Annotated in this window: 27 protein-coding genes and 6 tRNA genes; 24 read left to right on the forward strand and 9 right to left on the reverse strand. The window is 46.1% G+C overall.

Annotation, left to right across the window (positions count from 1 at the left end):
• Nucleotides 1–12 precede the first annotated feature (12 nt).
• Nucleotides 13–1,299: a serine hydroxymethyltransferase gene (locus MPF33_04825; protein ID MCI2414566.1), complete on the forward strand. Its 1,287-nt coding sequence runs from the start codon at nt 13–15 to the stop codon at nt 1,297–1,299.
• Here the strand turns inward: MPF33_04825 and MPF33_04830 are convergent.
• The 5 genes from MPF33_04830 to MPF33_04850 form a co-directional block, all read right to left on the reverse strand.
• Nucleotides 1,292–1,702, reverse strand: a complete 411-nt coding sequence (locus MPF33_04830) for a universal stress protein (GenBank protein ID MCI2414567.1) — start codon at nt 1,700–1,702, stop codon at nt 1,292–1,294. The genes MPF33_04825 and MPF33_04830 overlap by 8 nt on opposite strands.
• On the reverse strand, nt 1,699–2,718 hold the full coding sequence (locus MPF33_04835; GenBank protein ID MCI2414568.1) for a phosphorylating glyceraldehyde-3-phosphate dehydrogenase: 1,020 nt from the start codon (nt 2,716–2,718) through the stop codon (nt 1,699–1,701). The genes MPF33_04830 and MPF33_04835 overlap by 4 nt, the downstream gene beginning before the upstream one ends.
• Before the next feature lie 11 nt (nt 2,719–2,729).
• On the reverse strand, nt 2,730–3,950 hold the full coding sequence (locus tag MPF33_04840) for a phosphoglycerate kinase (protein MCI2414569.1): 1,221 nt from the start codon (nt 3,948–3,950) through the stop codon (nt 2,730–2,732).
• 661 nt (nt 3,951–4,611) lie between these two features.
• Nucleotides 4,612–4,875, reverse strand: a complete 264-nt coding sequence (locus MPF33_04845) for a hypothetical protein (GenBank protein ID MCI2414570.1) — start codon at nt 4,873–4,875, stop codon at nt 4,612–4,614.
• Between the two features lie 435 nt (nt 4,876–5,310).
• Nucleotides 5,311–5,670 carry a hypothetical protein gene (locus MPF33_04850; GenBank protein ID MCI2414571.1) on the reverse strand — a complete coding sequence of 120 codons (360 nt, stop codon included), beginning with the start codon at nt 5,668–5,670 and terminating at the stop codon, nt 5,311–5,313.
• 487 nt (nt 5,671–6,157) lie between these two features.
• Here MPF33_04850 and MPF33_04855 point away from each other — a divergent pair, with 487 nt between their 5' ends.
• From MPF33_04855 to MPF33_04885, 7 genes are all read left to right on the forward strand, one after another.
• The gene (locus tag MPF33_04855) at nt 6,158–6,967 is read left to right on the forward strand and encodes a hypothetical protein (GenBank protein MCI2414572.1); all 810 of its coding nucleotides are present in this window, start codon (nt 6,158–6,160) and stop codon (nt 6,965–6,967) included.
• Between the two features lie 20 nt (nt 6,968–6,987).
• Nucleotides 6,988–7,620, forward strand: a complete 633-nt coding sequence (locus tag MPF33_04860; protein ID MCI2414573.1) for a hypothetical protein — start codon at nt 6,988–6,990, stop codon at nt 7,618–7,620.
• Between the two features lie 523 nt (nt 7,621–8,143).
• Nucleotides 8,144–8,410 carry a hypothetical protein gene (locus tag MPF33_04865; GenBank protein MCI2414574.1) on the forward strand — a complete coding sequence of 89 codons (267 nt, stop codon included), beginning with the start codon at nt 8,144–8,146 and terminating at the stop codon, nt 8,408–8,410.
• Nucleotides 8,411–8,465: 55 nt separating this feature from the next.
• Entirely contained in the window at nt 8,466–8,654 is a 189-nt protein-coding gene (locus MPF33_04870; protein ID MCI2414575.1) for a transposase, read from the forward strand.
• A gap of 251 nt (nt 8,655–8,905) precedes the next feature.
• On the forward strand, nt 8,906–10,156 hold the full coding sequence (gene ahcY / locus MPF33_04875) for an adenosylhomocysteinase (protein ID MCI2414576.1): 1,251 nt from the start codon (nt 8,906–8,908) through the stop codon (nt 10,154–10,156).
• A gap of 48 nt (nt 10,157–10,204) precedes the next feature.
• Nucleotides 10,205–10,292, forward strand: a tRNA-Ile gene (locus tag MPF33_04880).
• A gap of 49 nt (nt 10,293–10,341) precedes the next feature.
• A complete protein-coding gene (locus tag MPF33_04885; protein ID MCI2414577.1) occupies nt 10,342–11,034 on the forward strand; it encodes a peptidylprolyl isomerase in 693 nt (230 codons plus the stop codon).
• On the opposite strand, the gene MPF33_04890 is transcribed toward MPF33_04885, so the two are convergent.
• Nucleotides 11,035–12,087: an NAD(P)-dependent glycerol-1-phosphate dehydrogenase gene (locus MPF33_04890; GenBank protein MCI2414578.1), complete on the reverse strand. Its 1,053-nt coding sequence runs from the start codon at nt 12,085–12,087 to the stop codon at nt 11,035–11,037.
• Nucleotides 12,088–12,160: 73 nt separating this feature from the next.
• On the opposite strand from MPF33_04890, the gene MPF33_04895 reads away from it, so the two are divergent.
• From MPF33_04895 to MPF33_04930, 8 genes are all read left to right on the forward strand, one after another.
• Nucleotides 12,161–14,080 carry a beta-CASP ribonuclease aCPSF1 gene (locus MPF33_04895; GenBank protein ID MCI2414579.1) on the forward strand — a complete coding sequence of 640 codons (1,920 nt, stop codon included), beginning with the start codon at nt 12,161–12,163 and terminating at the stop codon, nt 14,078–14,080.
• 448 nt (nt 14,081–14,528) lie between these two features.
• A tRNA-Tyr gene (locus MPF33_04900) sits at nt 14,529–14,618 on the forward strand.
• Nucleotides 14,619–14,675: 57 nt separating this feature from the next.
• The gene (locus MPF33_04905) at nt 14,676–14,900 is read left to right on the forward strand and encodes an RNA-binding protein (protein MCI2414580.1); all 225 of its coding nucleotides are present in this window, start codon (nt 14,676–14,678) and stop codon (nt 14,898–14,900) included.
• A 16-nt stretch (nt 14,901–14,916) separates the two neighbouring features.
• The gene (locus MPF33_04910; GenBank protein ID MCI2414581.1) at nt 14,917–15,102 is read left to right on the forward strand and encodes a 50S ribosomal protein L37e; all 186 of its coding nucleotides are present in this window, start codon (nt 14,917–14,919) and stop codon (nt 15,100–15,102) included.
• The gene (gene speE, locus MPF33_04915; protein MCI2414582.1) at nt 15,102–16,013 is read left to right on the forward strand and encodes a polyamine aminopropyltransferase; all 912 of its coding nucleotides are present in this window, start codon (nt 15,102–15,104) and stop codon (nt 16,011–16,013) included. Before MPF33_04910 ends, speE begins: the two co-directional genes overlap by 1 nt.
• Before the next feature lie 39 nt (nt 16,014–16,052).
• Nucleotides 16,053–16,152 (forward strand) — tRNA-Ser (locus MPF33_04920).
• A 4-nt stretch (nt 16,153–16,156) separates the two neighbouring features.
• A tRNA-Leu gene (locus MPF33_04925) sits at nt 16,157–16,241 on the forward strand.
• Nucleotides 16,242–16,476: 235 nt separating this feature from the next.
• Entirely contained in the window at nt 16,477–16,530 is a 54-nt protein-coding gene (locus MPF33_04930; GenBank protein ID MCI2414583.1) for a hypothetical protein, read from the forward strand.
• A 22-nt stretch (nt 16,531–16,552) separates the two neighbouring features.
• Here the strand turns inward: MPF33_04930 and MPF33_04935 are convergent.
• Nucleotides 16,553–16,627, reverse strand: a tRNA-Val gene (locus tag MPF33_04935).
• 220 nt (nt 16,628–16,847) lie between these two features.
• Nucleotides 16,848–16,948 (reverse strand) — tRNA-Leu (locus tag MPF33_04940).
• Nucleotides 16,949–17,039: 91 nt separating this feature from the next.
• Between MPF33_04940 and MPF33_04945 the strand changes: the two genes are divergently transcribed.
• The 8 genes from MPF33_04945 to MPF33_04980 are packed head-to-tail and all read left to right on the forward strand — an operon-like array spanning nt 17,040 to nt 22,104.
• The gene (locus MPF33_04945; protein ID MCI2414584.1) at nt 17,040–17,342 is read left to right on the forward strand and encodes a 50S ribosomal protein L21e; all 303 of its coding nucleotides are present in this window, start codon (nt 17,040–17,042) and stop codon (nt 17,340–17,342) included.
• Between the two features lie 3 nt (nt 17,343–17,345).
• Nucleotides 17,346–17,684, forward strand: coding sequence for an RNA polymerase Rpb4 family protein (locus MPF33_04950; GenBank protein MCI2414585.1), 339 nt, complete (start codon nt 17,346–17,348; stop codon nt 17,682–17,684).
• A gap of 42 nt (nt 17,685–17,726) precedes the next feature.
• Complete coding sequence (locus tag MPF33_04955; GenBank protein ID MCI2414586.1) at nt 17,727–18,368, forward strand: DUF655 domain-containing protein; 642 nt, start codon at nt 17,727–17,729, stop codon at nt 18,366–18,368.
• The gene (locus MPF33_04960) at nt 18,361–19,026 is read left to right on the forward strand and encodes a 16S ribosomal RNA methyltransferase A (protein MCI2414587.1); all 666 of its coding nucleotides are present in this window, start codon (nt 18,361–18,363) and stop codon (nt 19,024–19,026) included. The genes MPF33_04955 and MPF33_04960 overlap by 8 nt, the downstream gene beginning before the upstream one ends.
• Nucleotides 18,978–19,577 (forward strand): class I SAM-dependent methyltransferase, encoded by a 600-nt coding sequence (locus MPF33_04965; GenBank protein ID MCI2414588.1) that lies wholly within the window; start codon nt 18,978–18,980, stop codon nt 19,575–19,577. The genes MPF33_04960 and MPF33_04965 overlap by 49 nt, the downstream gene beginning before the upstream one ends.
• Nucleotides 19,549–20,256, forward strand: a complete 708-nt coding sequence (locus MPF33_04970; GenBank protein MCI2414589.1) for an RNA methyltransferase — start codon at nt 19,549–19,551, stop codon at nt 20,254–20,256. Before MPF33_04965 ends, MPF33_04970 begins: the two co-directional genes overlap by 29 nt.
• Nucleotides 20,257–20,282: 26 nt before the next feature.
• Complete coding sequence (locus MPF33_04975) at nt 20,283–20,933, forward strand: 30S ribosomal protein S3ae (protein ID MCI2414590.1); 651 nt, start codon at nt 20,283–20,285, stop codon at nt 20,931–20,933.
• A complete protein-coding gene (locus MPF33_04980) occupies nt 20,905–22,104 on the forward strand; it encodes an NTP transferase domain-containing protein (GenBank protein ID MCI2414591.1) in 1,200 nt (399 codons plus the stop codon). Before MPF33_04975 ends, MPF33_04980 begins: the two co-directional genes overlap by 29 nt.
• 236 nt (nt 22,105–22,340) lie before the next feature.
• On the opposite strand, the gene MPF33_04985 is transcribed toward MPF33_04980, so the two are convergent.
• Nucleotides 22,341–23,543, reverse strand: coding sequence for a redox-regulated ATPase YchF (locus tag MPF33_04985; GenBank protein ID MCI2414592.1), 1,203 nt, complete (start codon nt 23,541–23,543; stop codon nt 22,341–22,343).
• Nucleotides 23,544–23,551 lie beyond the last annotated feature (8 nt).

Here is a 23,551-nt window from a genome sequence, read left to right on the forward strand (position 1 = left end):
CTCTTTTTCCCCATGGATGTTCCTAAGGAACTAGAAAAGGTAATTGAAATAACGAGGGAACAGAACAAGTGGAGGAGGACTGAAACAATAAACCTTATCGCTTCTGAGAACGTCATGAGCCCACTGGCTGAGGCCGTCTACATGAGCGACTTCATGTCAAGGTACGCTGAGGGAAAGCCGTACAAGAGGTATTACCAAGGGACTAAGTACGTTGACGAAATAGAGACGATGACCATGGACCTAATAAACGAGATTACCCCCAGTAAGTACTCCGACTTAAGAGCAACAAGTGGGACAATTGCCAACGCAGCTGTCTTCAGGGTTCTGGCGAATCCAGGGGATAAGGCCCTAATAACCAGGGTGCAGGCCGGGGCTCATGTTAGCCACACTAAGTATGGAACTCTTGGCGCCTTGGGAATAGAGCACATAGAAATGCCCTTTGACGTTGACAAGATGAACGTAGACGTAGACAAGGCAGTGAAGATGATCGAAGAAATAAAGCCCAAGTTTGTAGTCCTTGGAGCTAGCCTCTTCCTCTTCCCACACCCTACCAAGGAACTAGCTGACGCGACCCATTCCGTCAACGCAAAGCTAGTGTACGACACTGCCCACGTTTATGGGTTAGTGGTTGGAAAGGTATGGCCAAACCCCCTGGAAGATGGAGCCGACGTCGTGACAGCGTCGACTCACAAGACCTTCCCAGGGCCCCAGGGAGGACTGTTGGTTACCAACGACGAGGAGTTGTATAAACAAGTATCTAGGACGATCTTCCCGTGGTTTGTAAGCAACCACCACCTACACAGGCTCCCGGCAACAGCCGTTACTGCGATAGAAATGAAGTACTTTGGGAAGGACTACGCAAGCCAAATAGTCAAGAACGCTAAGGCCTTGGCGACGGCCCTAGTGGAGAGGGGGTTCAAGGTGATCGCTGAACATCTGGGCTTCACTAAGAGCCACCAGATAGCAGTAGACGTGAAGAACTTCGGTGGAGGAGCTAAAGTAGCAAAGATGCTTGAAAACGTCAACATAATCGTTAACAAGAACCTCCTTCCCTATGACCCTCCCGAAGCTGTAAACGACCCAAGCGGTATAAGGATAGGAGTCCAGGAGATGACAAGGTACGGAATGAAGGAAGGGGAAATGGAGGAGATAGCTGAGCTCATGAAACAGACAGTAGAAGGAAAGAACCCCGAGGAAATAAAGAGAAAGGTCTTGGAGCTTAGGAGCAAGTTCCTTGACGTGAAATACGCCTTCAACGTCGACCTGAAGTCCTCAAAGACTATACCATTGATCATCTGACAGTTATGACTGTGATGGGGGCATTAACTACTATTGACAACGCCGTAGAGCCTATGTTAATGTCGCTGTTTACTGATGTACCCCTGGCCCCCAGTATTACGGCATCGTATGTGTCCTCAGAAATTGCCTTCAGTATCTCGTTAGCTACGCTGGAATCCTTTCCCGCGTTAACCACCTTGAGCTCGTACTCTATCTTATTGCCAATCCTTTCCTCCACCTTTTTCTTTATGACCTCAGCGTCGTCGCAGTTATGGCACACATAGATCACCGTAACCTTAGAGCCGTATCTCAAGCTGAAGTCCTCAGCTAGGTCCAGCGCCCTCATGCTGTTCTCTGATCCGTCGATAGGCACTAGCACTCTCCTAAACCATAAGCTTACCTTGTAGGTAGGCTCGTAGGTCATATTAGGTATCCCCCAATTATTCCGAGGGTCTTATTAGTGGTACTAATGGACTCCCCCGCCGGTATGCCGTGTATTGCCCTTATCGCGTCAACGTTCTCTGGGACTACTATGGATTCCTGGTGTACGGCATAAGTTAAGATTAGTTCGTTTCCGTTGACGTAGACGGAGTCCTCAAACACAACTACCTCCTTTATGTCGTTCCTTGCCCTACCTAAGTCCCTTGCAACCTCTATTACCTCGGCAGTGGAGGAAACCTTCGACTTAGGACTAACCATCACTATCCTTGGAGTGTTGAGCAACACGTTGATGACGTCTTCCTTGCTTACCTTTTCCTTAAAGGTAACGTTCAAGGAGTGGACGTGCATTAGCGTTGTGGGGGCTATCACAGCGGTGGTAATTATGTTGAGGTCCTTCAGCACGGTGTTCACGTCCTTTGCGTGATGACTTGGTACAGAAGCTGGATCTAACACTAGGGAGTTTATGGGACCCCTCTTGATCTCTTTAGGGTCCGCTGCCCTCCTAATTATAGTAGCCCTTACCTTCTCTACCTTTCCAACCTTGGAGAGGGTGCAGATGGTCCTCAGTAACGCGGTGGTGTTACACGAAACTACCCTAATGTACTTCCTCCCTATGCCCTCGTCGTAGTTGCATAGCGAGGAGAAGGATACCTCTGCTACGTTTGGCTTCTCTCCCCCTTGGAATATGGCTCTTTTACCTTGAGATTCGTAAAGTGGTTTGTATTCTGCGCCCACGCCGTTAGGGGTGGCGTCAACTACGACGTCCGCAAGCTTCACCATGTCTTGTATGGTGCCCTCCACTCTGATCCCCGACTCCTCGAACTTCTTCAGTGAATCCTCTGGGGCGAAAATCCTAATCCCCTTCCTTTGCGCAATTATTGCTTCTGCGTTTGGGCTAGTCTTCCCTACCCCTATAAGTTGCATGTCTGGCTGTAGCATTACTGCTTCTGCTACCCTCTTACCTATCGTCCCGTAACCGTTTACGGCTACCCTTATCATACTTTCATCCCCTAACTTGAAATTGAGAGAGCCTCTAAGGCTGGTAGCTTTTCGCCGGCCAAGAATAAAAGCAGTGCTCCTCCCCCAGTAGAGACGTGTACTTTGGAGGAGTTTACGTTAGCGTTGCCCAACACGCTTATCATGTGGCCTCCACCTATGATCAAGTACCCTGGGCTCTCAAGGGCGTCCTCGAGCAACTTCTTACTCCCCTCACTGAACCTCTCATCCTCTATCACACCCATTGGCCCCCTCATTACTATGACCTTAGCCTCCTTAATGAAGGAGGAATATATCCCTACCGTTGTGCTGCCTATGTCCTTTATAACCCCAGTTATCCTGTTTACTGGCTCCTCCATCACGTTGCCGTCTTTCTCCACCTTGAAGTCCACTGGGATCTCTATCGGACCCCCTGCAAGGAGTATCTTCCTTGCCCTGGGGACTAGGGATAGGATGCCTAGCTTTTCTAGGACTTTCATGTTCTCCTTCCCTATGTCCAGGCCCTTAGCCACGGCGAAGAGCTCGGCTATAAGCCCTCCAGTTAGGATCCTGTCGGCCATCCTCTTCTTCACCAAGTTCTCTATAATCCTCACGCTGTCCAAGACCTTCCCGCCTCCCAAGACGAAGACCTTGGGGTAGTCCTCGGGGTTGAATATCTTAGCCAACGCAAATATCTCCCTTTCCATGAGTCTGCCCGCACTCGACTTGAGCACGACCGGAAAACCGACTAGACTTGCTTGGCTTCTGTGGGCAGTGGCAAAGGCGTCGTTAACGTAACCGTCGAAAAGGGGAGAAAGCCTCCTAACCAAGTAGGACTTGGCGTGCTGTGCCGGGGAGGCTTCTATTAGCTCCTCTGATACGAACCTCACGTTGTCTAGAAGTATTACGTCGCCTTTGCCCATCTTTTTTATCCTCTCCCTAGCGTATGGCCCCATCACATCCTCCACGAACTCAACGTTGGTCTCTAGGTACTTGGAGAGCACCTCAGCGTGTTCCCTCAAAGAGACGAAATCGTCATCTCCTGGCCTCCCCTGATGGGAGATGAGGACTACAGAATTGCCTCGCTGGACGAGCTCCTTGATGGTGCTGTTGTACGCCCTAAGTCTGGAATCGTCGAGGAGCTTCCCCGTCTTAGGGTCTATTGGGGAGTTGACGTCTATTCTCACCAGTACTTTCTTGGCTGAAAAATCCACGTCGTCTAAGGTGGGAATTGCGAGGTCGTTTATTTTAATCACCAAATAAATCCCCGCTATATTTTAGCTAGATATAGAATTTTAATATTACTGGGGGCTTTTTGTACGTGCACAGAAGTCTTTAAACCCGTGAGGAGAGAGAGGCATTCCGATAAATACGGGCGCTTCCAAATACGTAAAATAGGCCCTTAGTAGCTAAGACTCGAGATAAACGGACCTAAACTCCTTCCCTCTACCATAATGAGTTTGCCTTTGAGATTTGTGCCTTGAAATCTCTGTGACTCGTGTATTACGCCGTTATAGCTCTCCTTATCCATAAAAACTCGCAAATAACTCGTTAAGTTTTGGCTTTATTTCCTATTATACTCATAGTTGGCTTTTATTTTCTTGATAGTGTAAGATTTGTTCGAGGAAACAATTAGCAACATTAACGAATATAATAAGAGAAAGGCCTAAAGTACTCCTGAATTTACTACTTCAGTTATCTGTAGCCGTGTGTGGACAACAATTTGGTTGTTTTGGTATTTGGTTGTTTTGATATAAAGTTGAATTTTATGGAGATAAATAAAATTGTAGCTCACACATATAGTGCCATTACATAGGTATAAAAATATCAATTACGTTCAGCCTATCGATGAATTAGATTTCACTAGATCTCTGACCTACTCCCCTCCCTGCGAGGGTTCTGCCTAGGTCTAAGGCGTTACTCCCCCTTAAGGGAGATACTCCGTGATGTGAAGAGAAAGGAAAGAGCCAAAGCGTTGACAATCTTCTTCACTCCTAGTTTCACGATGTTTAACGCTCCGCTAACGTCGCTGTGAAGTTTACGACACCCCTTGGGATTTCTGTCAACCTTAACGCCGTGATACGCGTAGAGCCGCGAAGTGTTATGCTCAATCACTAGGTACGTCTTTACGCCGTGCTCGTAAAACTTGTTCGCTAATGCGCCATCTTGCGAAAAGACCAAATTTGAAGTGAGCTTGTTACCATCCTAGAAATGAAGTAAGGATAGCCCAAGTAAACTGTGGAGACGCCGAGAGACCACAAAGAGTTAGCCAAGTGAGATGCTAAAGTTCTGTAAATGATGAAGCCTAGGTGAATCTTCGAGAAAAGCCTTTTCCTTTCCCTCAGTACTTCTTCCTTAGCGTTTAATTCATTAACCTTCTCAGCCTAGCTCTTCAGCTCGTCGAGTTCGCGATCCTCTCCTGAAAAGTAGAAGTTCGCTCTTAACTGCTGAACCCCTATAAAATAGAACAGTACGTTCTCAACAACGACAGTAGCCAACGCGTTTACGCCAAGGTCAATAGAGGCTACTCTGTCACCTTTAGGCTTCTCAACTGAATCTTTTCTCTTTCGCCGTGGACGACGAGAGAGTCCTTCATTGGCTTACCGCTCTTCTTTGCTACAGTCCTACCAACGTCAACGAAATGTGGGCGTAAAAGTTGTTATCTTCAACGTGAATCTCCAGCCTACCTTGTACTCCAAACCACCTTAACCTACCTTCAAAGGGCATCTTCATTTCCCAATCCTTCAGAGAGATGACGCGTTTTTCCTCGTCAACTTCGTAGCGATCTTGCCTAACTACTAGGATTAATTTCCTCTTACCGCCTTCCAATAGCTTGGCGATAAGACGTGATTCACGAACGGTAGGTCTTTCTTTAGTAAGGAGAAGAAGGACGACCAAGTTGTTCTTCTGTAAAACTGCTTGAGCGTTAACTCCTAGAACCTTCTTGTACTTCTCCCACGCGTCATTGAGGTCCACTTTCTTTTCTTGATTGTTGTCTATCGTAGTTAATCTCGTTCCACAGCTTTGCTGTTGCGTCTGCCAACTTCCTCAATTTCCTCTGTTTACCCACTAGGGAAGAGCCTCACAACTGCGGTTTTGACGCTTCCGGCATTGCGGGAGTAATCTGGCTCCTCATCTTTAGTTCACCAAAGAAAGTTCCATAAAAGGAAATCGTTTTCATGTTAAAACCTTAACCCGCCAAGCGAGGTTTGTCTTATTACTTATCAGACCCAGTATTAATTAGATAGGAAATCAAGTTCAATATTATATAAAAATTTTTCTCTGTTTTCTTTTAAATTTAACGCATTGTTATATTAAAAATAGATCATACTTTAAACATGAATCCTTTTATTTCGTGAATAAAGAGATCCGTGTATCATAAAAACTTTTTAAGGAAAAAAAGGTTGACTATATAAATAAAAATGAAATGAAGTATCTCCACAAAGTTATGGGGTTGTTGGGGGTGTTTGCCATCTTAATATTATCTCAATTAGCGACGACTATAACAAATGCAAGCACGGGAACCACAAATCCCCCTATAGAAACACAGAATGTTAGAACCGTGATTTCAACATGTTGGGCTGTATACAACGGCAGTAATCCACATCATATAACTGAAGATAGACTAAACGTATATTACGCGAATGGTACTCATATTACGGGATCTGGCGTAACGCAGTTGCCCATAATTGTGGTTAATTTTGGAAGTGTAGCGGCTAACGGATGTTGGTATGAAGATGACGGTGGGCTGTCTGATCCTAATGGACCTACGATGGTTCAGTACATAAACATTACTAAATTACCGCCTAATACTTTTATCTATTGCGTATATCCAAGTGGCTATTGGGAATGCGACATGACTGGAAGTGTTACTACAACTGCAACTGCAAAGGTAGCGATTAATGTATTCAATTCATTTAGTGGTTGTATTACTTCAAGTGTCGCAGAAACATATTATGTCTATAGACTTGAAGGTCAAACGTATTTGCCACCGGGTGCTAATATGAATTATTTTATGGAGTGGAAGTGGGCTATCAATCAGTCTGGCCCCAATCCAGTAGCACAGACTGATTGGATATGGCCTACAAATACAATTATATTAACACCTGCTGCAGAGGGGTCAAATGGCTACTATTCTAATGCATATCCAATTCAATTTGTAGTAATGACAATTGGGCATTACTGGGAGACCGCCTTCCCTCGGAGTGAGGCATGTGTTGGTGTGGGATGTGGTGTGGGATGGGAGGTTTGTTTACCTGTGGGGTCTGTTTAGGTTAGGTGGGTGATTTGTTTATGAACACCTGGAAAACAGTCTCGTTAATATTAATTGCAGTAGTAGTTGTTGAGAGTGCCTTCCTATATAGTGTTGTCCAAAAAGTTACGGGCCATTCATTTAATGTTTCTGAACTTAATAGCCCTGCTTTCGCTTCTGTTCCTCACTACATTCAACCGCCTGTAGTAGGTAACTATTCCTTCATAATAAAAAATGGAATCAAGTTCTACTATTTTAACACTAGCAATTATACCCTAGTTACAGCTTTTGTCTTACTAAACTTATCTAAAGTTAAAGCAATGAAGGATTGGTTCTTACTTTACGTACCAATAGATGAAATGAGTACAGTACCAAGTGCGTTCTTTAATACTCCTCTAGCTAATGTGTCAATCGTAAATGATACAGTATTCTATGAGGACGGTTCTAGTTATCTCACCTTCGGAGTAAAAATTAAAATGCTTACAATAAACGAAATTTCTGGAGGAAAAGTAACATTCCTACTTCGTGGCCCACCAAAATCGGCTGCTGCATTAAATACTCTATTACTCAATACCGATCTAGTCGTAGTATTTAAGCTCTTAAATCAGTCAGTAATGCAAATGGAGTTTTACGTGATTCCTACAATAGATTTATACTTTCCCCCCAACGATTAAGGTAATTGTTTTTCTTTTTTACCATTTTTCTACGATGCTTTCTCCTTAAGCGATATAGCTTTCTATATGTCACGGGCCTTCGGTTTTTAGTCTGTAACTATAGCAACTATATATTGCATGAAGGCGGTATGGCCAAGATTGTAATACCCTGAATGGATAGAAGGATGAACTATTATCTATCCAGGAACTATAACGACGCCATTGTGGTAAGTAATGGAGGTATTAATCTATATTCACTTGCCAATTCACTAAATAAGTTTGAGCATAATGTAAATAAGGTAATAATCTTACTGCATCCGACTGTAGAGCTATGAAAGTAGCGTTTTCTGCCTTGAAGGATGTGCGGTCATAGTGCCGTTATGAAGGTAAAGTTTGTCGATACATTTTGCACTATTAGGAAGGGACACGTAGGAATATTTTAACTGGGTAATTATTGCGTTCATAAGAATACAATAAATCAAATTACATGGAAGTGATTTACTATGACGTTTTTATCCATATGGCGTCACTATATCCACACATCTTGAAGGAGGGAAAAAGCTTATTTCCTGTTATCGAAGAAGGTCTCATGAAATGGTTTAGAGGCAAAGACTTTAACATTCTTTCTGACCTGGAAAGACTAAACCTAACGTTACAGACTCGTAGAGCAGAAGAGGTATTTAAGGACATTGAAGTAGAGGCTAAGCTCAGTTCTACGCTCTCTGGGAACGACTTGATATCTCCATCTATTACGAGCAAGCTCTTCCCAGGACGTCCTCTGATAAATAAGAAGACAAACCTCGCCTTTTAAGCGGGGTTATCCTTACTTCATCTCTCAGGATAAGGGTAACAAGCTCACTTCAAATTTGGTCTTTTCGCAAGTTGGCGCATTAGTGAACAAACTCCACGAGTACGGCGTAAAGACGTACCTAGTGATTGAGTACAATACTTCACGGCTCTGCGCTTACCATAACGTTAAAGTAAAGAGAAGGCCTAGAGGGTCGTTAACTGTACTTTTGGCCATAAACTTCGTAGCGATGTTAATGGTGCACTAAACATTATGAAACTAGGAGTGAAGAAAATTGTCAACGCTTTGAGAAAACCTCTTTCCTTTCTCTTCACATCACGGAGTATCTCCCTTAAAGGGGAGTAACGCCTTAGACCTATGCAGAACCCTCGTAGGGCACGGAGTAGGTAAGCCTTGCCCACCCAAGCGTCTTCTTGCACACTGACGTGTATTCTCTTCGCCGTGGAAGTTTTTGCCTTATTTTATAAATTTAATAACGCCATTGTCTCTATCTAACTCATGGAGTATAACGTAAAGGACCTCTCGTTAGCCGAACAAGGGAGAAAACAGATTGAATGGGCGGAAATCCACATGCCTGCGTTAATGAGCATAAGGAAAGAGTTTGCCGAGTCCAAACCCCTTAAGGGCATAAGGATAGCTGCCGTTCTCCACGTCACAAAAGAGACGGCAGCTTTAGTGAGGACGCTTAAAGAGGCAGGTGCGGAGGTCTGGCTTGCGGGGAGTAACCCTCTCTCTACTCAAGACGACGTGGCAGCTTCCCTAGTGAAGCATGACGGTATACATGTCTTTGCGTGGAAAGGGGAAAGCGAGAAGGAGTATTACGATAATATTGAGGCGATAATTAAGCCCGAGCCAAACGTGGTCATGGACGACGGGGCCGACCTACACGCCGTGATCCACGAGAAACACAGGGACTTAAAGATCTTGGGGGGCACAGAGGAGACTACCACTGGGGTGGTTAGGCTCAAGACAATGGAGGAGCAGGGCGTACTGTTCTATCCAGTGATCGCTGTAAACAACGCCTTTACCAAGTACCTCTTCGACAATAGATTTGGCACTGGGCAGAGCGCCATAGACGGACTTCTTAGGGCTACCAACGTACTCATTGCAGGGAAGGTGGCTGTAGTAGCTGGGTACGGCTGGGTAGGGAGAGGGATAGCCTCTAGGCTGAGGGGCATGGGTGCTAGGGTGATTGTGGTAGAGGTAAGCCCTCTTAGGGCTCTTGAGGCGCTTATGGACGGCTTTGACGTAATGCCGATGAAGGAGGCGGCAAAGGTAGGGGACATCTTCATTACTGCCACTGGGAACATAAACGTGATATCCAGGGAGCACTTCCCCTTAATGAAAAGCGGGGCTATACTGGCCAACGCAGGGCACTTCAACGTCGAAATAGACGTAAAGGGGCTTAAGGAGATGGCCGTGTCTTCTAGGACAATAAGGCCCTATACTGAGGAGTACACGTTACCCAACGGGAACAAGCTCTACCTCCTGGCAGAGGGACGTTTAGTGAACTTGGCGGCAGCTGAAGGACACCCAAGCGAGGTAATGGACCTCAGCTTTTCTAACCAAGCGCTATCCGTTAAGTACATAGTGGAGAACAGGGGCAAGCTCGAGAGGAAGGTCTACAACGTACCATCTGAGATCGATGAAAGGGTGGCCTACCTCAAGCTGAAGGGAATGGGAATCGAAATAGAATCCATGACAGAGGAGCAGAAGGAGTACGCCAAGCAGTGGAAATACGGCACTTGATGGCCTGCACAACTCTTATAAAGGATAACTTTTTAGAAGATTAATGGTGGGCCCGTAGCTCAGCTAGGTAGAGCGCTCGGCTCATATGCTGGGCTGAGAGACCGAGTGGTCGAGGGTTCAAATCCCTCCGGGCCCACCTATACGGTAATTTTAAAATCCATACTCTTTAGTGGATTTAGACCCATATGTTTAAGGACAAGGATTTTCTCTATATAGAATACGTTGCCAAGATCAAAGACACTAACGAGGTAATTGACACAACGATGGAAGAGGAGGCAAAAAAGGCCAACATCTACAACCCGGACAAGAAGTACGGACCTCAGCTGGTTATTCTGGGCGAACACAGGGTAATCAAGGGACTAGAGGAGGCCCTCTACAACATGAACCTTAACGAGGAGAAGGTTATAGAAGTGCCCCCAGAAAAGGCTTACGGCGAGAGGGATCCCAGCAAGGTAAAGATTCTCTCGCTGGGAGAGGTGAAGAGGCAGGGGATAAACCCCTACCCTAACATGCTGGTGAGGCTTCAAGACGGTTCGCTTGCCACCGTGAAGAGCGTCAGTGGTGGGAGGGTCATCCTAGACCTCAATCACCCGTACGCTGGGAAGACGATAGTCTACCAGGTTAAGGTCGTTAAGCAATTGACTGACGAGAAGGAGAAAATAAACGCCCTAATGGAGAGATGGTTCGGGAGCAATCCCAAGTTGACGCTGGAGCTATCTGAGGACAAGAAGAGCGTTAACTTCGCCGTCTCTAAGGAGATATTCCTCCTCGAGGACATACAAATGAGGAAGTTCATGTTGGCTAAGGACATTATAACTTTTGTATTGCCGGAGTCAGCTGTGAGCTTTGTAGAGAAGTACGACAAGTCCGTTTTCTGATCATTCGATAACTCCCGTCTCTCTTGCTATTTTTTCCGCGGAGCTCCACGTTAATCCGCGATCTCCGAGTATAGTGTACCTTTCTGGCCTAATTGTATGGGCTATGGTTAAAGCCTTTATAATTACCTCGTCGGGTATTCCCAACTCTTTGGCTGTAAGCGGGAAGTCTATCCTCTTTAGGGCCCTCTTTATCTCCTTCCAGTTGATGCCATGGATGTAGGCCATCATAATAGTACCCACTCCAACTAGCTCCCCATGTAATGCAGGCCCTGGGTATAGCATTTCGACTGCGTGGGCGAACAAGTGCTCAGAACCGCTAGCTGGTCTAGTGCTTCCGGCCATTCCCATTGCTACACCACTACTTATTAAGGCCTCCATGAGTAGCCTTACTCCGTACTTCAAGTCCCTGTTTATGATCCTCGTACAGCTCAGCCCGTGCTTTGCAGATAGAATGGCCAAGGACGCTGTGTAATCCCCGTAATATTCTCCCCTGAGCTTTGAGGCAAGCCTCCAGTCCCTTACAGCTACGATTTTCCCAATTATGTCCCCTATGCCCGCGTTTATGAGCCTTCTGGGCGCAGAGCTCAACACATCTATGTCAGCTATTATGGCTATTGGTCCCTTTGCCTTAACTGAGACGGGTTTCCCAAGTCCCCTAATTGAGGCAAAAGGAGAAGTTATTCCGTCGTGGGAAGGAGCGGTTGGGACGCTTACGAAGTCCTGGTTTAGCCTAAAGGCTACATACTTGGCCACGTCAATGCTCTTCCCCCCGCCCACGCCAATTATGCTTCCAGATCTGAGCTTTTTTGAGAACTCCTCCACCCTAGTCACCTCGTCCATGTTTGCCTCCTCTATTTCAACTACCTCTACGCTCTTGTCCCCTATCTTGTCCAAGATTTTGCTTACGACTGTCTTCCTAACGCTGGGACCTGTGACTATGAGAAAGGGCGCGGGCAAGTTGAGTTGTTCGAAGTACTCGTCTATTTTGTTGATAATACCATTGCCCACGTAGATCCTCTTTGGCAGGTCAATTATGTGTTCGTTGCTTTCCATACATTAAAAGACAAGTTTTAAATATTAAAGAGTGAGGATTGTATTTGTTGATCTCTACTTCTCGGTGAGTGTAGTGTCTAATAGTAGGTTAACAATAATACAGTCCATATACACTGGCATACCAAGGGACGCTCAGATAACGAGGATAGAATTTGAAGGACCAGAGATAGCGGTATACGTAAAGAACCCCTCGTTCCTCTCGGGGAACATGGACGCCGTTAAGAAAATAGCTAAGGAGATAAAGAAGAGGATTGTAATAAAGGCCGATAGCTCGATCAGGAAGGACAAAAAGGAGGCTATGGAGATCATAAAGAACATTGTACCTCAGGAGGCGCAGATAGTCGACATAAAGTTTGACGAGGACCTCGGCGAGGTCCTAATAAAGGCAAAGAGGCCGGGGTTAGTAATCGGAAAAGGGGGAACAATCCAACAAAGGATATTCCTAGAGACCTTTTGGAGGCCTGTTATAGTAAGGGAACCGCCGATAAAGTCAAAGACCGTTGAGAGCATAATAACCCACATATACAACGAGACGGAGTACAGATCGAAGATCCTCAAGACCTTCGGCGAGAGAATACACAGGGAGGTAATATACAAGGACAGGTACGTTAGAATCACAGCGCTAGGGGCCTTCCAGGAGATAGGGAGGTCTGCGGTGTTGGTGGAGACCCAAGAGAGCAGGGTCTTGCTGGACACCGGTGTGAACCCCAGCGTCAGCTTTGGGGAGAGGATGTACCCTAAGCTCGACATAGATCAGCTGAGGCTAGAGGATCTGGACGCAGTAGTGGTAACCCACGCGCACCTGGACCACTGCGGAATGGTTCCATACCTCTTCAAGTACGGCTACGAAGGTCCAGTCTACGTGACCCCTCCCACTAGGGATGTGATGGCGTTGATGCAGTTGGATCTACTTGACGTTGCAGAGAAGGAGGGAAGGCCACTGCCCTACTCGGCAAAGGAGGTTAGAAAAGAACTTCTCCACACAATAACGCTGGACTATGAGGAAGTGACGGACATAGCCCCCGATGTCAGGCTAACTTTCTACAACGCTGGCCACATCCTTGGCTCCGCCATGGCCCACCTTCACATAGGCGACGGCCTACACAACATAGTATACACTGGGGACTTTAAGTACGCTAGGACAAGGCTCTTGGATAGGGCTACAAGCGAGTTCCCTAAGGTAGACACCATAATAATGGAAACCACCTACGGTGCCCAGACCCAGACAAGTAGGGAGGAATCGGAGGAGGAACTAGTGAGAGTAATCCAAAACACGATAAACAGGGGAGGGAAAGTACTCATCCCCGTACTTGCCGTTGGAAGGGGTCAAGAGATGATGCTCGTAATAAACGACGCCATGAAGAACAAGAAGATACCTGAGGTACCCGTTTACGTGACAGGGCTATTCGACGAGGTAACTGCAATACACACCGCTTACCCAGAGTGGCTCAGCAGGGAAGTCAGGGACTCGATCCTGTACAGAGACGAGAACCCGTTTGTGTCAGACGTGTTCAAGAGGATAGAAGGCTACAGGGAGGACATAGCGCAGGGAGAGCCATCAATAATTCTAGCTACTTCTGGAATGCTCAACGGCGGGCCTGCAGTGGAGTTCTTTAAGGCGTTGGCTCCAGACCCCAGGAACTCGATAGTCTTCGTAAGCTATCAAGCCGAGGGGACGTTGGGTAGGAAGGTAAGAGACGGGGCCAGCGAGGTCCAAGTGATAAACAGGGACGGAAGGGTAGAGAACATAACGATAAGGATGGAGAGGTACGCAATCGACGGATTCTCAGGACACTCTGACAGGAGGCAGCTGCTTAATTTCCTCAGGGATCTAACACCAAAGCCTAGGAACATTGTGCTTAACCACGGCGAGGCCTCCTCCATAAGGGCATTTATGAGGATTATTGAAAACCCAAGGGAGAAGGAGAGGCTGGGGATAAAGAACTCCAACATCCACGCGCCCAGTATACTGGACAGCTTAAGGGTAACTTGACATAAAAACGCAAGGGCTTGGTGATTCTGAAGACGCAGTGCGATGACCTAGGCGATAATGTACCTCTGTGGGACTCGAAAGCCCGCTAGGAAAAGCGCGATTAGGTTATCGATTCAAGGTCTACAAAAGGTTAGATAAACGGGCTGGGCTTGAGCTGAACGTATGTATTTATAAAGGTTCTAAGGTTCGAGGCTAGCTATAAGGCGTAGTAAACGAGGATTGTGACATAAAGGAAAACATGTATCCTAGTGGTTTCCATAAACTCGTTTTATTACGGCAAGAATACTGGAGACAGTAACGTATAAAGACTAGGCGGAGAAGCCCCTATGTTTATAGGCCAATAGCTTTGTTCGGTCTCTACGGCTATAGAGCCAGTCGAGAATGCAATGACGCGAAAGACTTTGAGAAAGCTTTTTATTCCATCTTGACGTTAGATTACTAGCGGTGTCCCGCCGTAGCTCAGCCCGGTTTAGAGCGCCCGGCTGTAGGTAGGTTAGCGGTCACCGGGTGGTCCGGGGTTCAAGTCCCCGCGGCGGGACTTTGATTGTCAAATAATTTATAAATCACCTATCTATCTTATCGAATAGGTGATACTTTGGCAGAAACCGCACACAAGCTTCTAGCTGAATCCCTAGGTAGCGTAGTCTTAGTAAAGCTAAAGGGCAGTAAGGAAGTAAGGGGCACTTTAAGGAGTTACGACCAGCACATGAACCTAGTCCTCTCAGACTCGGAGGAGATCCAGGCAGACGGTAGCGGAAAGAAGATAGGAACTATAGTAATAAGGGGGGACAACGTAATATTAATCTCCCCTATACAGTAATAAAAGGTGTTAGGCAGTGAAGGGCACTCCTTCGTTCGGTAAAATGAACAACAGCTACACTCACATCAGGTGCAGAAGGTGCGGTAGGCACTCGTACAACGTGGCCAAGCACTACTGCGCTGCTTGCGGATTCGGGAGGTCAAAGAAGATCAGGAGGTACTCCTGGCAGAACAAAAAGGTGAATGGGGTAAGACTAGTATAATGCAAATGGGTTGGAGTTGGCATATAGAGTGGCAAAGCTACTCCGAGTTCCACGGACATTTAATAGAGAGGGTAATTGAGGACATAAAGTCTCCATACCAAAGGGTAATGGTTGCGGAGCTCACTAAGTTTGGAAAGACGTTAATCATAGACGGAAAGATCCAGTCCACCGTATACGACGAGTTTATCTACCACGAAACTCTCGTTCACCCACTTCTACTTAGTATAAGGGCTCCAGAGGACGTCCTGATATTAGGCGGAGGAGAGGGCGCTACCCTGAGAGAAGTGCTCAAGCACAAGAGTGTAAAGAAGGCAGTTATGGTGGACATAGACCAAGAGGTTGTAAACTTCGCCAAGAAGTACCTTCAGGAGTGGCACAGAGGGTCCTTTGACGATCCAAGGGTTTCTGTGGTGATCTCCGACGCTTATCACTACGTAATGAACGCTAAGGACAAGTTTGACGCGGTAATAATGGACTTGACGGACCCTATACTTGGCAACTCCTCGTATAAGCTTTACACAAAGGAGTATTACGAGAAGGTTAAGGGGCTAATAAAGCCAGGAGGTGGGATGGTAACTCAAGCTACCTCGCCTTCCTTTAACACCGAGTCCTTTACCGTGATTTACAATACGTTAAAGCAGGTATTCCAATTTGCAGTAGCATCCATAGTTTACGTTCCGGCCTTTGACGGCCTATGGGGCTTCGTGTACGCCTCGGATTACGTAAATCCCCTTGATCTCCTAAAGGAGGATCTAGACAAGAAGATAAGGGAGAGAATAAACGGCGACTTAAGGTTTTACGACGCCGAGACCCACAGGATGATATTCAGTATTCCAAAGTACATAAGGAACGAGATGCTGAGGCAGAAAAGGGTATCCACAGAGAGCGAGCCCATTTACATACCAACGTGACGTAATTTTTTTAATCGGCGTGTACTACATATTGATTGTGCCGGGGTGCCCGAGCGGACCAAGGGGGTGGGCTCGAGACCTCAGACGGGTTACCCACTGTCCTTAGTAGGACACACGGGTTCGAATCCCGTCCCCGGCGCGGTGCGGGGATGCCCGAGCATGGTCAAAGGGGGTAGGTTCAGGCCCTACTGGCGAAGGCCTGCGTGGGTTCGAGTCCCACTCCCCGCACCTACTTCTTATGAGAGAGACGTTTACGGTGAGCTAAGAGCCGTTAAAGCTTTCGCATTTTCAAGAGGTGTCGTCGTTTTTCCATTGACCATAATACAATGAATTAAAATGTCGAAAGAGAAGACGAGTTATAAATACGGCGACTACATTATACGTGAGAGGGAAGGTCGATATTAGGTGTATAAGCTAGAGAACGTGGACGGTGAGATGAAGGAAACTTTACGTAGGCCCCTTAATTGACGTCGTTAAGACTAACGTTAAATTGAAAAATAGCAGTGGGGGGTCTTAGGGTGTATCCCACTAACCCCGCATGGGCCCGCTGGGATTTGAACCCAGGATTACTGCCGTGTCAGGGCAGCGTCCTAACCAGGCTAGACGACGGGCCCTTCATTATTCTATCAATGTCAAAGGCTTATAAGATTAATTAGCTATCTGCGTTCTTCAAAAAGACCTTAGGGAACTAGCTCGATGTCCCCTTAATTTCGTCAATAAGAGACGTTGGGCCTATCAAGAAGAACTAGAAATTCTGAAACTTGAATGATAAATAGCTTATTACAATAACGCGAAACGATCACTTGAAGTCCATATCTCAACCGACAGTATAATTGGTGCGGGGAGTGGGACTCGAACCCACGCAGGCCTTCGCCAGCGGATCTCCTAGCGGGCTCTTAAGTCCGCCCCCTTTGACCATGCTCGGGCATCCCCGCACGTTCAATAAAACTTTGCTCAAGTACCCTTAAATAACTTTCCCAAAAATTTATTTGTCTATCCTATATTACCTAGAGATGGGTAGAGTTCATGGTAAAGCACTCGAAGGGTAACAGGACTAGGTCACGTAAGTTGCTGAGGAAGTCTCCTAGGGAGAGGGGCAGTGTACCGTCGCTAAGCAGATTAATGTACGATTATCAGCCTGGACAGAAGGTGATTGTAAAGGTCAACTCCTCTATTCACAACGGGATGCCACACAGGAGGTATCAAGGAAAGGTAGGTACGGTGTTGTCCAAGAGAGGAAGGGCGTACGAGGTAAAGGTTACTCTTGGAGAGAAGGAAAAGACAATAATAGTTAGGCCGGAACACCTAGTTCCGTTTTCCGGTAGATAAGTAATGTCTTCTTTAGAGGTAGTAGAGGAACACTTCATATCGTATCCAGAGGCAAAGAAGTGCATCTACGAGATAATAAGGAACGGCTCTCAGTCGGCTATACTTCAGAGGGTCTATGAGTACCTCAATAACGTCGAGAAATGCCCCGCTGAGGAAGTTGAATCCCTAAAGGCAGAGTTAAGTAACGTTGTGAAAAAGGAAGAAGTAATTGCAATGATAGCAAGTATATGCCCTACTACAATAGACGAGCTAAAGGCAATCCTCGTTATAGACAAGAGTAGCTACTCAGATGAAGACCTTCAGAAAATAATTGGCGCTGTCAAGAGCCACCTCAAGAGTTGATATTTTTTATTTAGATATGGTTATAAATTATTATGTGGCACTATGTTACAGAGAAAGAGACCTAAGGAGAGGTACGTCTACATATTGGACTACTTGAGGGAAGGCAACCCCTTGGACAAGCACAGAAACCACAAGAACAGACCGATTGCGCAAGTATTAGGAGAGGAGTATTTCATATTAATGGAGGCTCTGGCCTTAGGGGGCGATTACCAGATCGAGCAGAGAGTTGACCTATTCAACGTCCAAGATTTAAAAATTGACCTAACGGTCAGTTACGATGACCTAACATCTGTGGCTAAGGACGCTTTACCTAGGGTAGTGAAGAAGATTGTCCTTGACAGGGAGAAGGAGTTCGTGGAGTTCTTCAATAAGTCTGAGCCTTTGACGTTAAAGCTCCACTCACTGGAGCTTCTGCCGGGTATAGGAAAGAAGACGCTCAGGGAAATTTTAGAGGAAAGGAAAAAAGAGCCGTTTTCAAGCTTTAGTGATATAGAGAAAAGGACCACCTTAAGGAACGTTGCCAGCGTAATTACTGAGAGGATTCTCCTGGAGATACAGAGGAAGGACAAGTACTACCTGTTCGTGTACCCCACAGACGTAGACCACAGGAAGCAACAAGAGCAAGTTATATATGTAGGCTCCTTGGAGAGATTAAAGGAGGAGAAATTGAAAAAGAATGAGTAAGCTTTCTCAAAACTTTCTTCACGATAAGAGTTTCGTGGACAAGTTCGTGTATTACGTCTTCTCTATGGGCCTAACAAGGCCCATAATAGAGGTAGGTTGCGGAAAGGGGATCATTAGTGCAAAGGTAAATCCAGACGTATGCATAGAAATAGACGTGAACCTACTTCAGTACTTGAGGAGTTTTAGCCCTGTCCTCTCAGACGCAAGGTATCTGCCCGTTTTTAGGGGTAGCATAGTGTCCTCCTTGCCTTACTCGATAACTAGGGACTTTTTCCTTGAAGTCTCAGAGCTCAACGACGTAAACAAGATGCTCTTAATCTTGCAGAAGGACTTTGTGGACAAGATTTTGGAGTACCCGAGTTACATATCCTTTCTGTTGAACTACTATTACCTCATCCGCCCGATGGACGTAATACCGCCTGACGCCTTTTCGCCAAAGCCTAAAGTGTATTCTCAGATAGTTTACTTTGTGAGAAGGAGGAAATACGATGATCGAGTATCACAAGTAATAGAGTGCGTGAGTAGGTTTCGCAACAAAAAGGTAAAGAAGGCTGCAGAGCTCTGTAACATTAAGTCGGACAACGAGAGAAGGGTGAGGGATTACAAACCGTGGGAGATTTTAGAGTTACTGAGCTCTATGGATATAAACTCTGCGTGAACGAGGAAGTCTACGAGCCGGCAGAGGACAGCGAGCTTCTGCTTGACGTCATTCAAGTTAGGAAAGGAGAGAGGGTAGTAGAGATGGGCTCTGGAACGGGAATCCTGAGCGTCAAGGCCGCTAAGCTTGGAGGTGTAGTGCTTTCAATCGATTTAAACCCCTTCGCAACCGAGGCCACTCTTTGTACCGCCAAGCTGAACGGGGTGTCTCTGGAGGTAGTCAACTGTGATATGTTTACTTGTATTAGGGACAAGTACTGGGACGTGGCTATATTTAATCCGCCCTACTTGCCAGTGTCGGAGTACAGATCGTGGATAGAGTATAGTTGGTCGGGAGGTGACAGAGGTGTAGAGGTGCTCTTACGGTTCTTGAATGTTGTCAAGGCGAAAAGAGTATACATTCTCTACTCGAGCCTCGATGACGAGGAGAGCATTATGGGCGCTATAAATTCAAATAATTACATTATAACGAGAAAAGAAAAGAAATATATAGGCTTCGAGGAACTTATAGCTTTAGAGCTTAATGATAAGGGTAGTGCTAGTAGAGCCTGAAGGTGAGTACAACGTGGGTTTCGTAGCCAGGCTCTGCAAGAACTTTGAGGTCGACGAGTTATACATAGTTAATCCGAGGTGTGACGTAAACAAGGCTAGGGAGTTCTCTTCTAAGGGAAGGGAAGTACTGGACAGAGCTGTCATTGTGAGCTCTTACGACGAGGCGCTAAAGGGCGTTGACTTAAAAATATCCACCTCTAGCATAGCAGACGTAAAGGGGGATATCCTCAGGAAGTCAATAAGACCTTGGGAGCTGAAGGACTTAATAGGCGACAGAAAGGTCGCCCTAGTCTTCGGCAGGGAAAGCGTTGGGCTAACGAGGGAGGAGATAGAGAAGACCGATTTCCTCCTCCACATACCCGCTAGCAACAAGTACCCTGTCCTCAACTTATCCCACGCTGTTGGAATAGTCCTTTACGAGCTGTGGAAGGATAGGGCTGAAAGGAAGTCCAACGTGTCCACCGAGACCATAGAGCTAATAGACAAGTATTCGAGAATACTGGCGAACATTATAGGCGATTATAGCAGGAACTCGCCAATGTACCTGGCGTTAAAGAGGTCACTAATCAGGGGCGTGAGCGACGAGGAGGAGGGAAGAACGGTGGTTAGACTGCTTAGAAAGCTTTACACAAGAATAGTTTACGGAAACAAGGACGTAGAGACAAAGAATGACTTTTAATACCTCGCGTATAAGTGATTTTTAATATGTCGTCTAAGTCATCTAAGGGTTCCAGTGGAGCAGTGAAAGACAAATGGAAGATGAAGAAGTGGTTTAGCATATTTGCTCCAAAAGTATTTGGAGAGGTTTCCCTTGGTTCCACTCCGGCATTTGACGTTAGTCAAACCATAGGCAGAAAGATAGAGACGACGCTTTATGACCTCACCGGGGACTTTAGCATGGTCTACGTGCATTTGTACTTTAAGGTTACGTCAAACGACGGCGATAAGCTCTTCACTACTTTCTATGGACATGAGCTTTCTAGGGACTACGTGAGGTCCCTAGTTAGGAGGAAGAGCTCCAAGATCAACACAGTTATAGACGTTACTACGAAAGACGGTTATAAGATAAGGGTAAAGGGGCTAGCTTTGACCACCTACAGGATACATAGGGATCAGAGAACAGCTATAAGGAAGATAATGAACGACCTAATAGTCAAAGACGCAGGGGCACATACCTTTGACGAGTTCGTACAGGAGATGGTATTTGGAAACCTAGCTAATGAGATATTTAACCAAGCTAAGAAAATAGCTCCACTAAGGAAGGTTGAAATAGAGAAGTCCAAGGTCATGGGCCTACCGGAGATCCAAAAGGAGGTAGTAGTAGCTAGTGAAGGCAGTAGTGCTGGCAGCGGGTAAAGGGGAAAGGCTAGAGCCTATAACCCAAACTAGACCTAAACCTTTTGTTCCGGTTTTGGGTAATTATTTAATTGAGAATATAATAAATATTCTAAGTAAATATACGAGCGAAATTTACGTTGTAGTCTCAAAAGAACCAGAATACGCGCCCTTTTACGACAAGATAAAGAATAGGGTAAAACTAGTCTATCAAGAGAGAGGGTCTGGTACTGCTTCTGCTCTCCAAAGCGTTAAGGGAATAAAAGGAGAGATGCTAGTCGTGTATGGAGACCTTTTCTTCGAGGAGGAAGCTGTGAAGAAGATCGTGTCTGAGGAGGAGAACGCAGTACTCGGTATAAGGGTCAGCAACCCTTCAGATTTCGGTGTGATCTCCTTTGATGGAAATAGATTAAAGGAGATAATAGAGAAACCACAGAATCCTCCATCTAATCTTGTCAATGCGGGCATCTACAAGCTCTCAGACGATATATTTAGCTATATAGAGAAGACTCCCTTGTCGTCCAGGGGAGAGTACGAACTTACCGATTCGATCAACGCCATGACAAAGGAAAGGAAAGTTTCTGTGGTAGCTTACGAAGGATATTGGAACGACGTGGGAAAGCCATGGCAAATCATTGACGTTAACAAGAGGGCCCTCGACGTGAGCCGTCAGAGGATAAATGGCGAAGTTGACAGCAATGTAAAGATAAGGGGTAAGGTAATAATAGAGGATGGAGCTGTAGTTCTTCACGGTACGTATATCGAGGGCCCAGCGTACATAGGAACAGGAAGCGTAGTAGGGCCAAATTCCTACGTAAGGCCTTACACTGTCCTTGTTAGAGAGAACCGAATTGGAGCCTCCGTGGAGGTTAAGGAGTCCGTTATAATGGAAGGCACTAAAATACCTCACTTAAGTTACGTTGGCGACAGCATCATAGGGGAAAACGTGAATTTTGGCGCCGGGACGCTAGTAGGTAACTTAAGGTTTGACGAAAAGGAAGTAAAGGTTAGCGTTAAGGGAAAAAGAACCTCTTCCGGTAGGAAAAAGCTAGGAGCTATCGTAGGAGGATACGTGAAGACCGGGATAAACGTATCTATACTTCCTGGAGTCAAAATAGGTGCGTATGCACTTATCTACCCTGGTGCAGTGGTTAACAGAGACGTTGAGATGAGGGAGTTCTATAGGGGCTAAACCCCCTCCATTTACGATTAATAGGATAACTAACTTCTAACCCTATTCTCGCGCGTTTTCTCGCTCGGTTAAGCCCTAGAGGACGACGAGCTATCAGCAAAGAAGTTACAATGTTATCAGTCCAGTAGCCTGGGCTCAGACGGTCTCACGAGTAATGGAGATTAAGTGGCTAAAGATTCCCACGCGCGGGGACTCGCAAGGAGTTTAAACCTTGTGGTATAAAGAAAGATATCTGATTACCCGTGGGCTAAGGTTGACACTATTTTGATTACGTCGTTGTTCCTAAGTTTATAGTTCTCGCCGACTCTCATCTTCCTCTTTGCGTCTATGGCGTAAAGGAACCCCTTACCCAGATCTGTGTGTACGACGTATGCTAAGTCCCTAGGCGTAGACCCGTCCTTTATGAGGATAGCGTCTGGCAGTACTTCTCCGTCCCTATTGGTGAACTTTCTCTCGTCCTCCACGGGGTAAACCACTATTAGCTTCAGAGCGTCGAATACGGCCATATTAATGGCTTGCTGGACTCCGGTGGAACCGTATACTTCCAGGACGTTTTTCTTTATGTAGTCAAGGGCCTTCATTCTCTTCTCGTCTATAGGGCCCTTAATGGAAAAGGTGGACTCTCCCGGTACATAGTCTATCAGCCCTGCTTTTGCTGCCTTTCTCAAGGCTAGTTCAGACTCTGCGCTTGTTGGGACTACGTACTTGTACTTTGCTTTAAGCTTCTCCACGTTTTTCCTCGCAGTAGGCACGTCGCTCTTGTTGGCAGCAATGACTATTGGTTTTGAAATTTCCCTCAGCTTCTTGGAAAACAGCCTTAAGTCCTCGCTAGTCCATTGCATTAGTTTCAAGTTCTCCAGCTTAGTTTCCTTTAAAGTAGTCACGATCTGCTCCCTATTAATCGATAGTCCAGAGAGCCTAGACAGGAGGGACTCGACGACGTCCTTTCCGCTCAAATCCACGACTCTTGCGAATTTTTCCCATTCCTTTGAAATTATAGAGAAGAACCATTCGTCCAGTTCCTCCTCTATAAACTTTACGTCTTCCTCCGGATCCCTAGAGCCAGGGGGAACTGGCTTTCCCTCTTCGTCAGTGGAACCACTAGCGTCGACTACGTGGATCAGTACATCGGCCTTTCTCAAGTCATCCAGGAACTTGTTCCCGAGTCCTCTTCCTTCATGCGCTCCCGGTATTAACCCAGCAACGTCAACAAGTTTCACTGGAATGAATCTGTAGTCTCCTAGGCAAATGGAGTTCTGGGGGTTGCACTTTACGTTCAACTCGGTATGTACGCACTTGTTCTTAACGTAAGCTATCCCAACGTTAGGTTCTATTGTAACGAAGGGTCTATTAGCTATTTCTACCTCAACTAGCGTAGAGGCCTCAAAGAACGTGCTCTTCCCCACGTTAGTCTTTCCAACTAGTCCAACCGTAATCATCTTGTATT

The sequence above is a fragment of the Candidatus Aramenus sp. CH1 genome (genome assembly GCA_022678445.1).
Classification (GTDB): domain Archaea; phylum Thermoproteota; class Thermoprotei_A; order Sulfolobales; family Sulfolobaceae; genus Aramenus.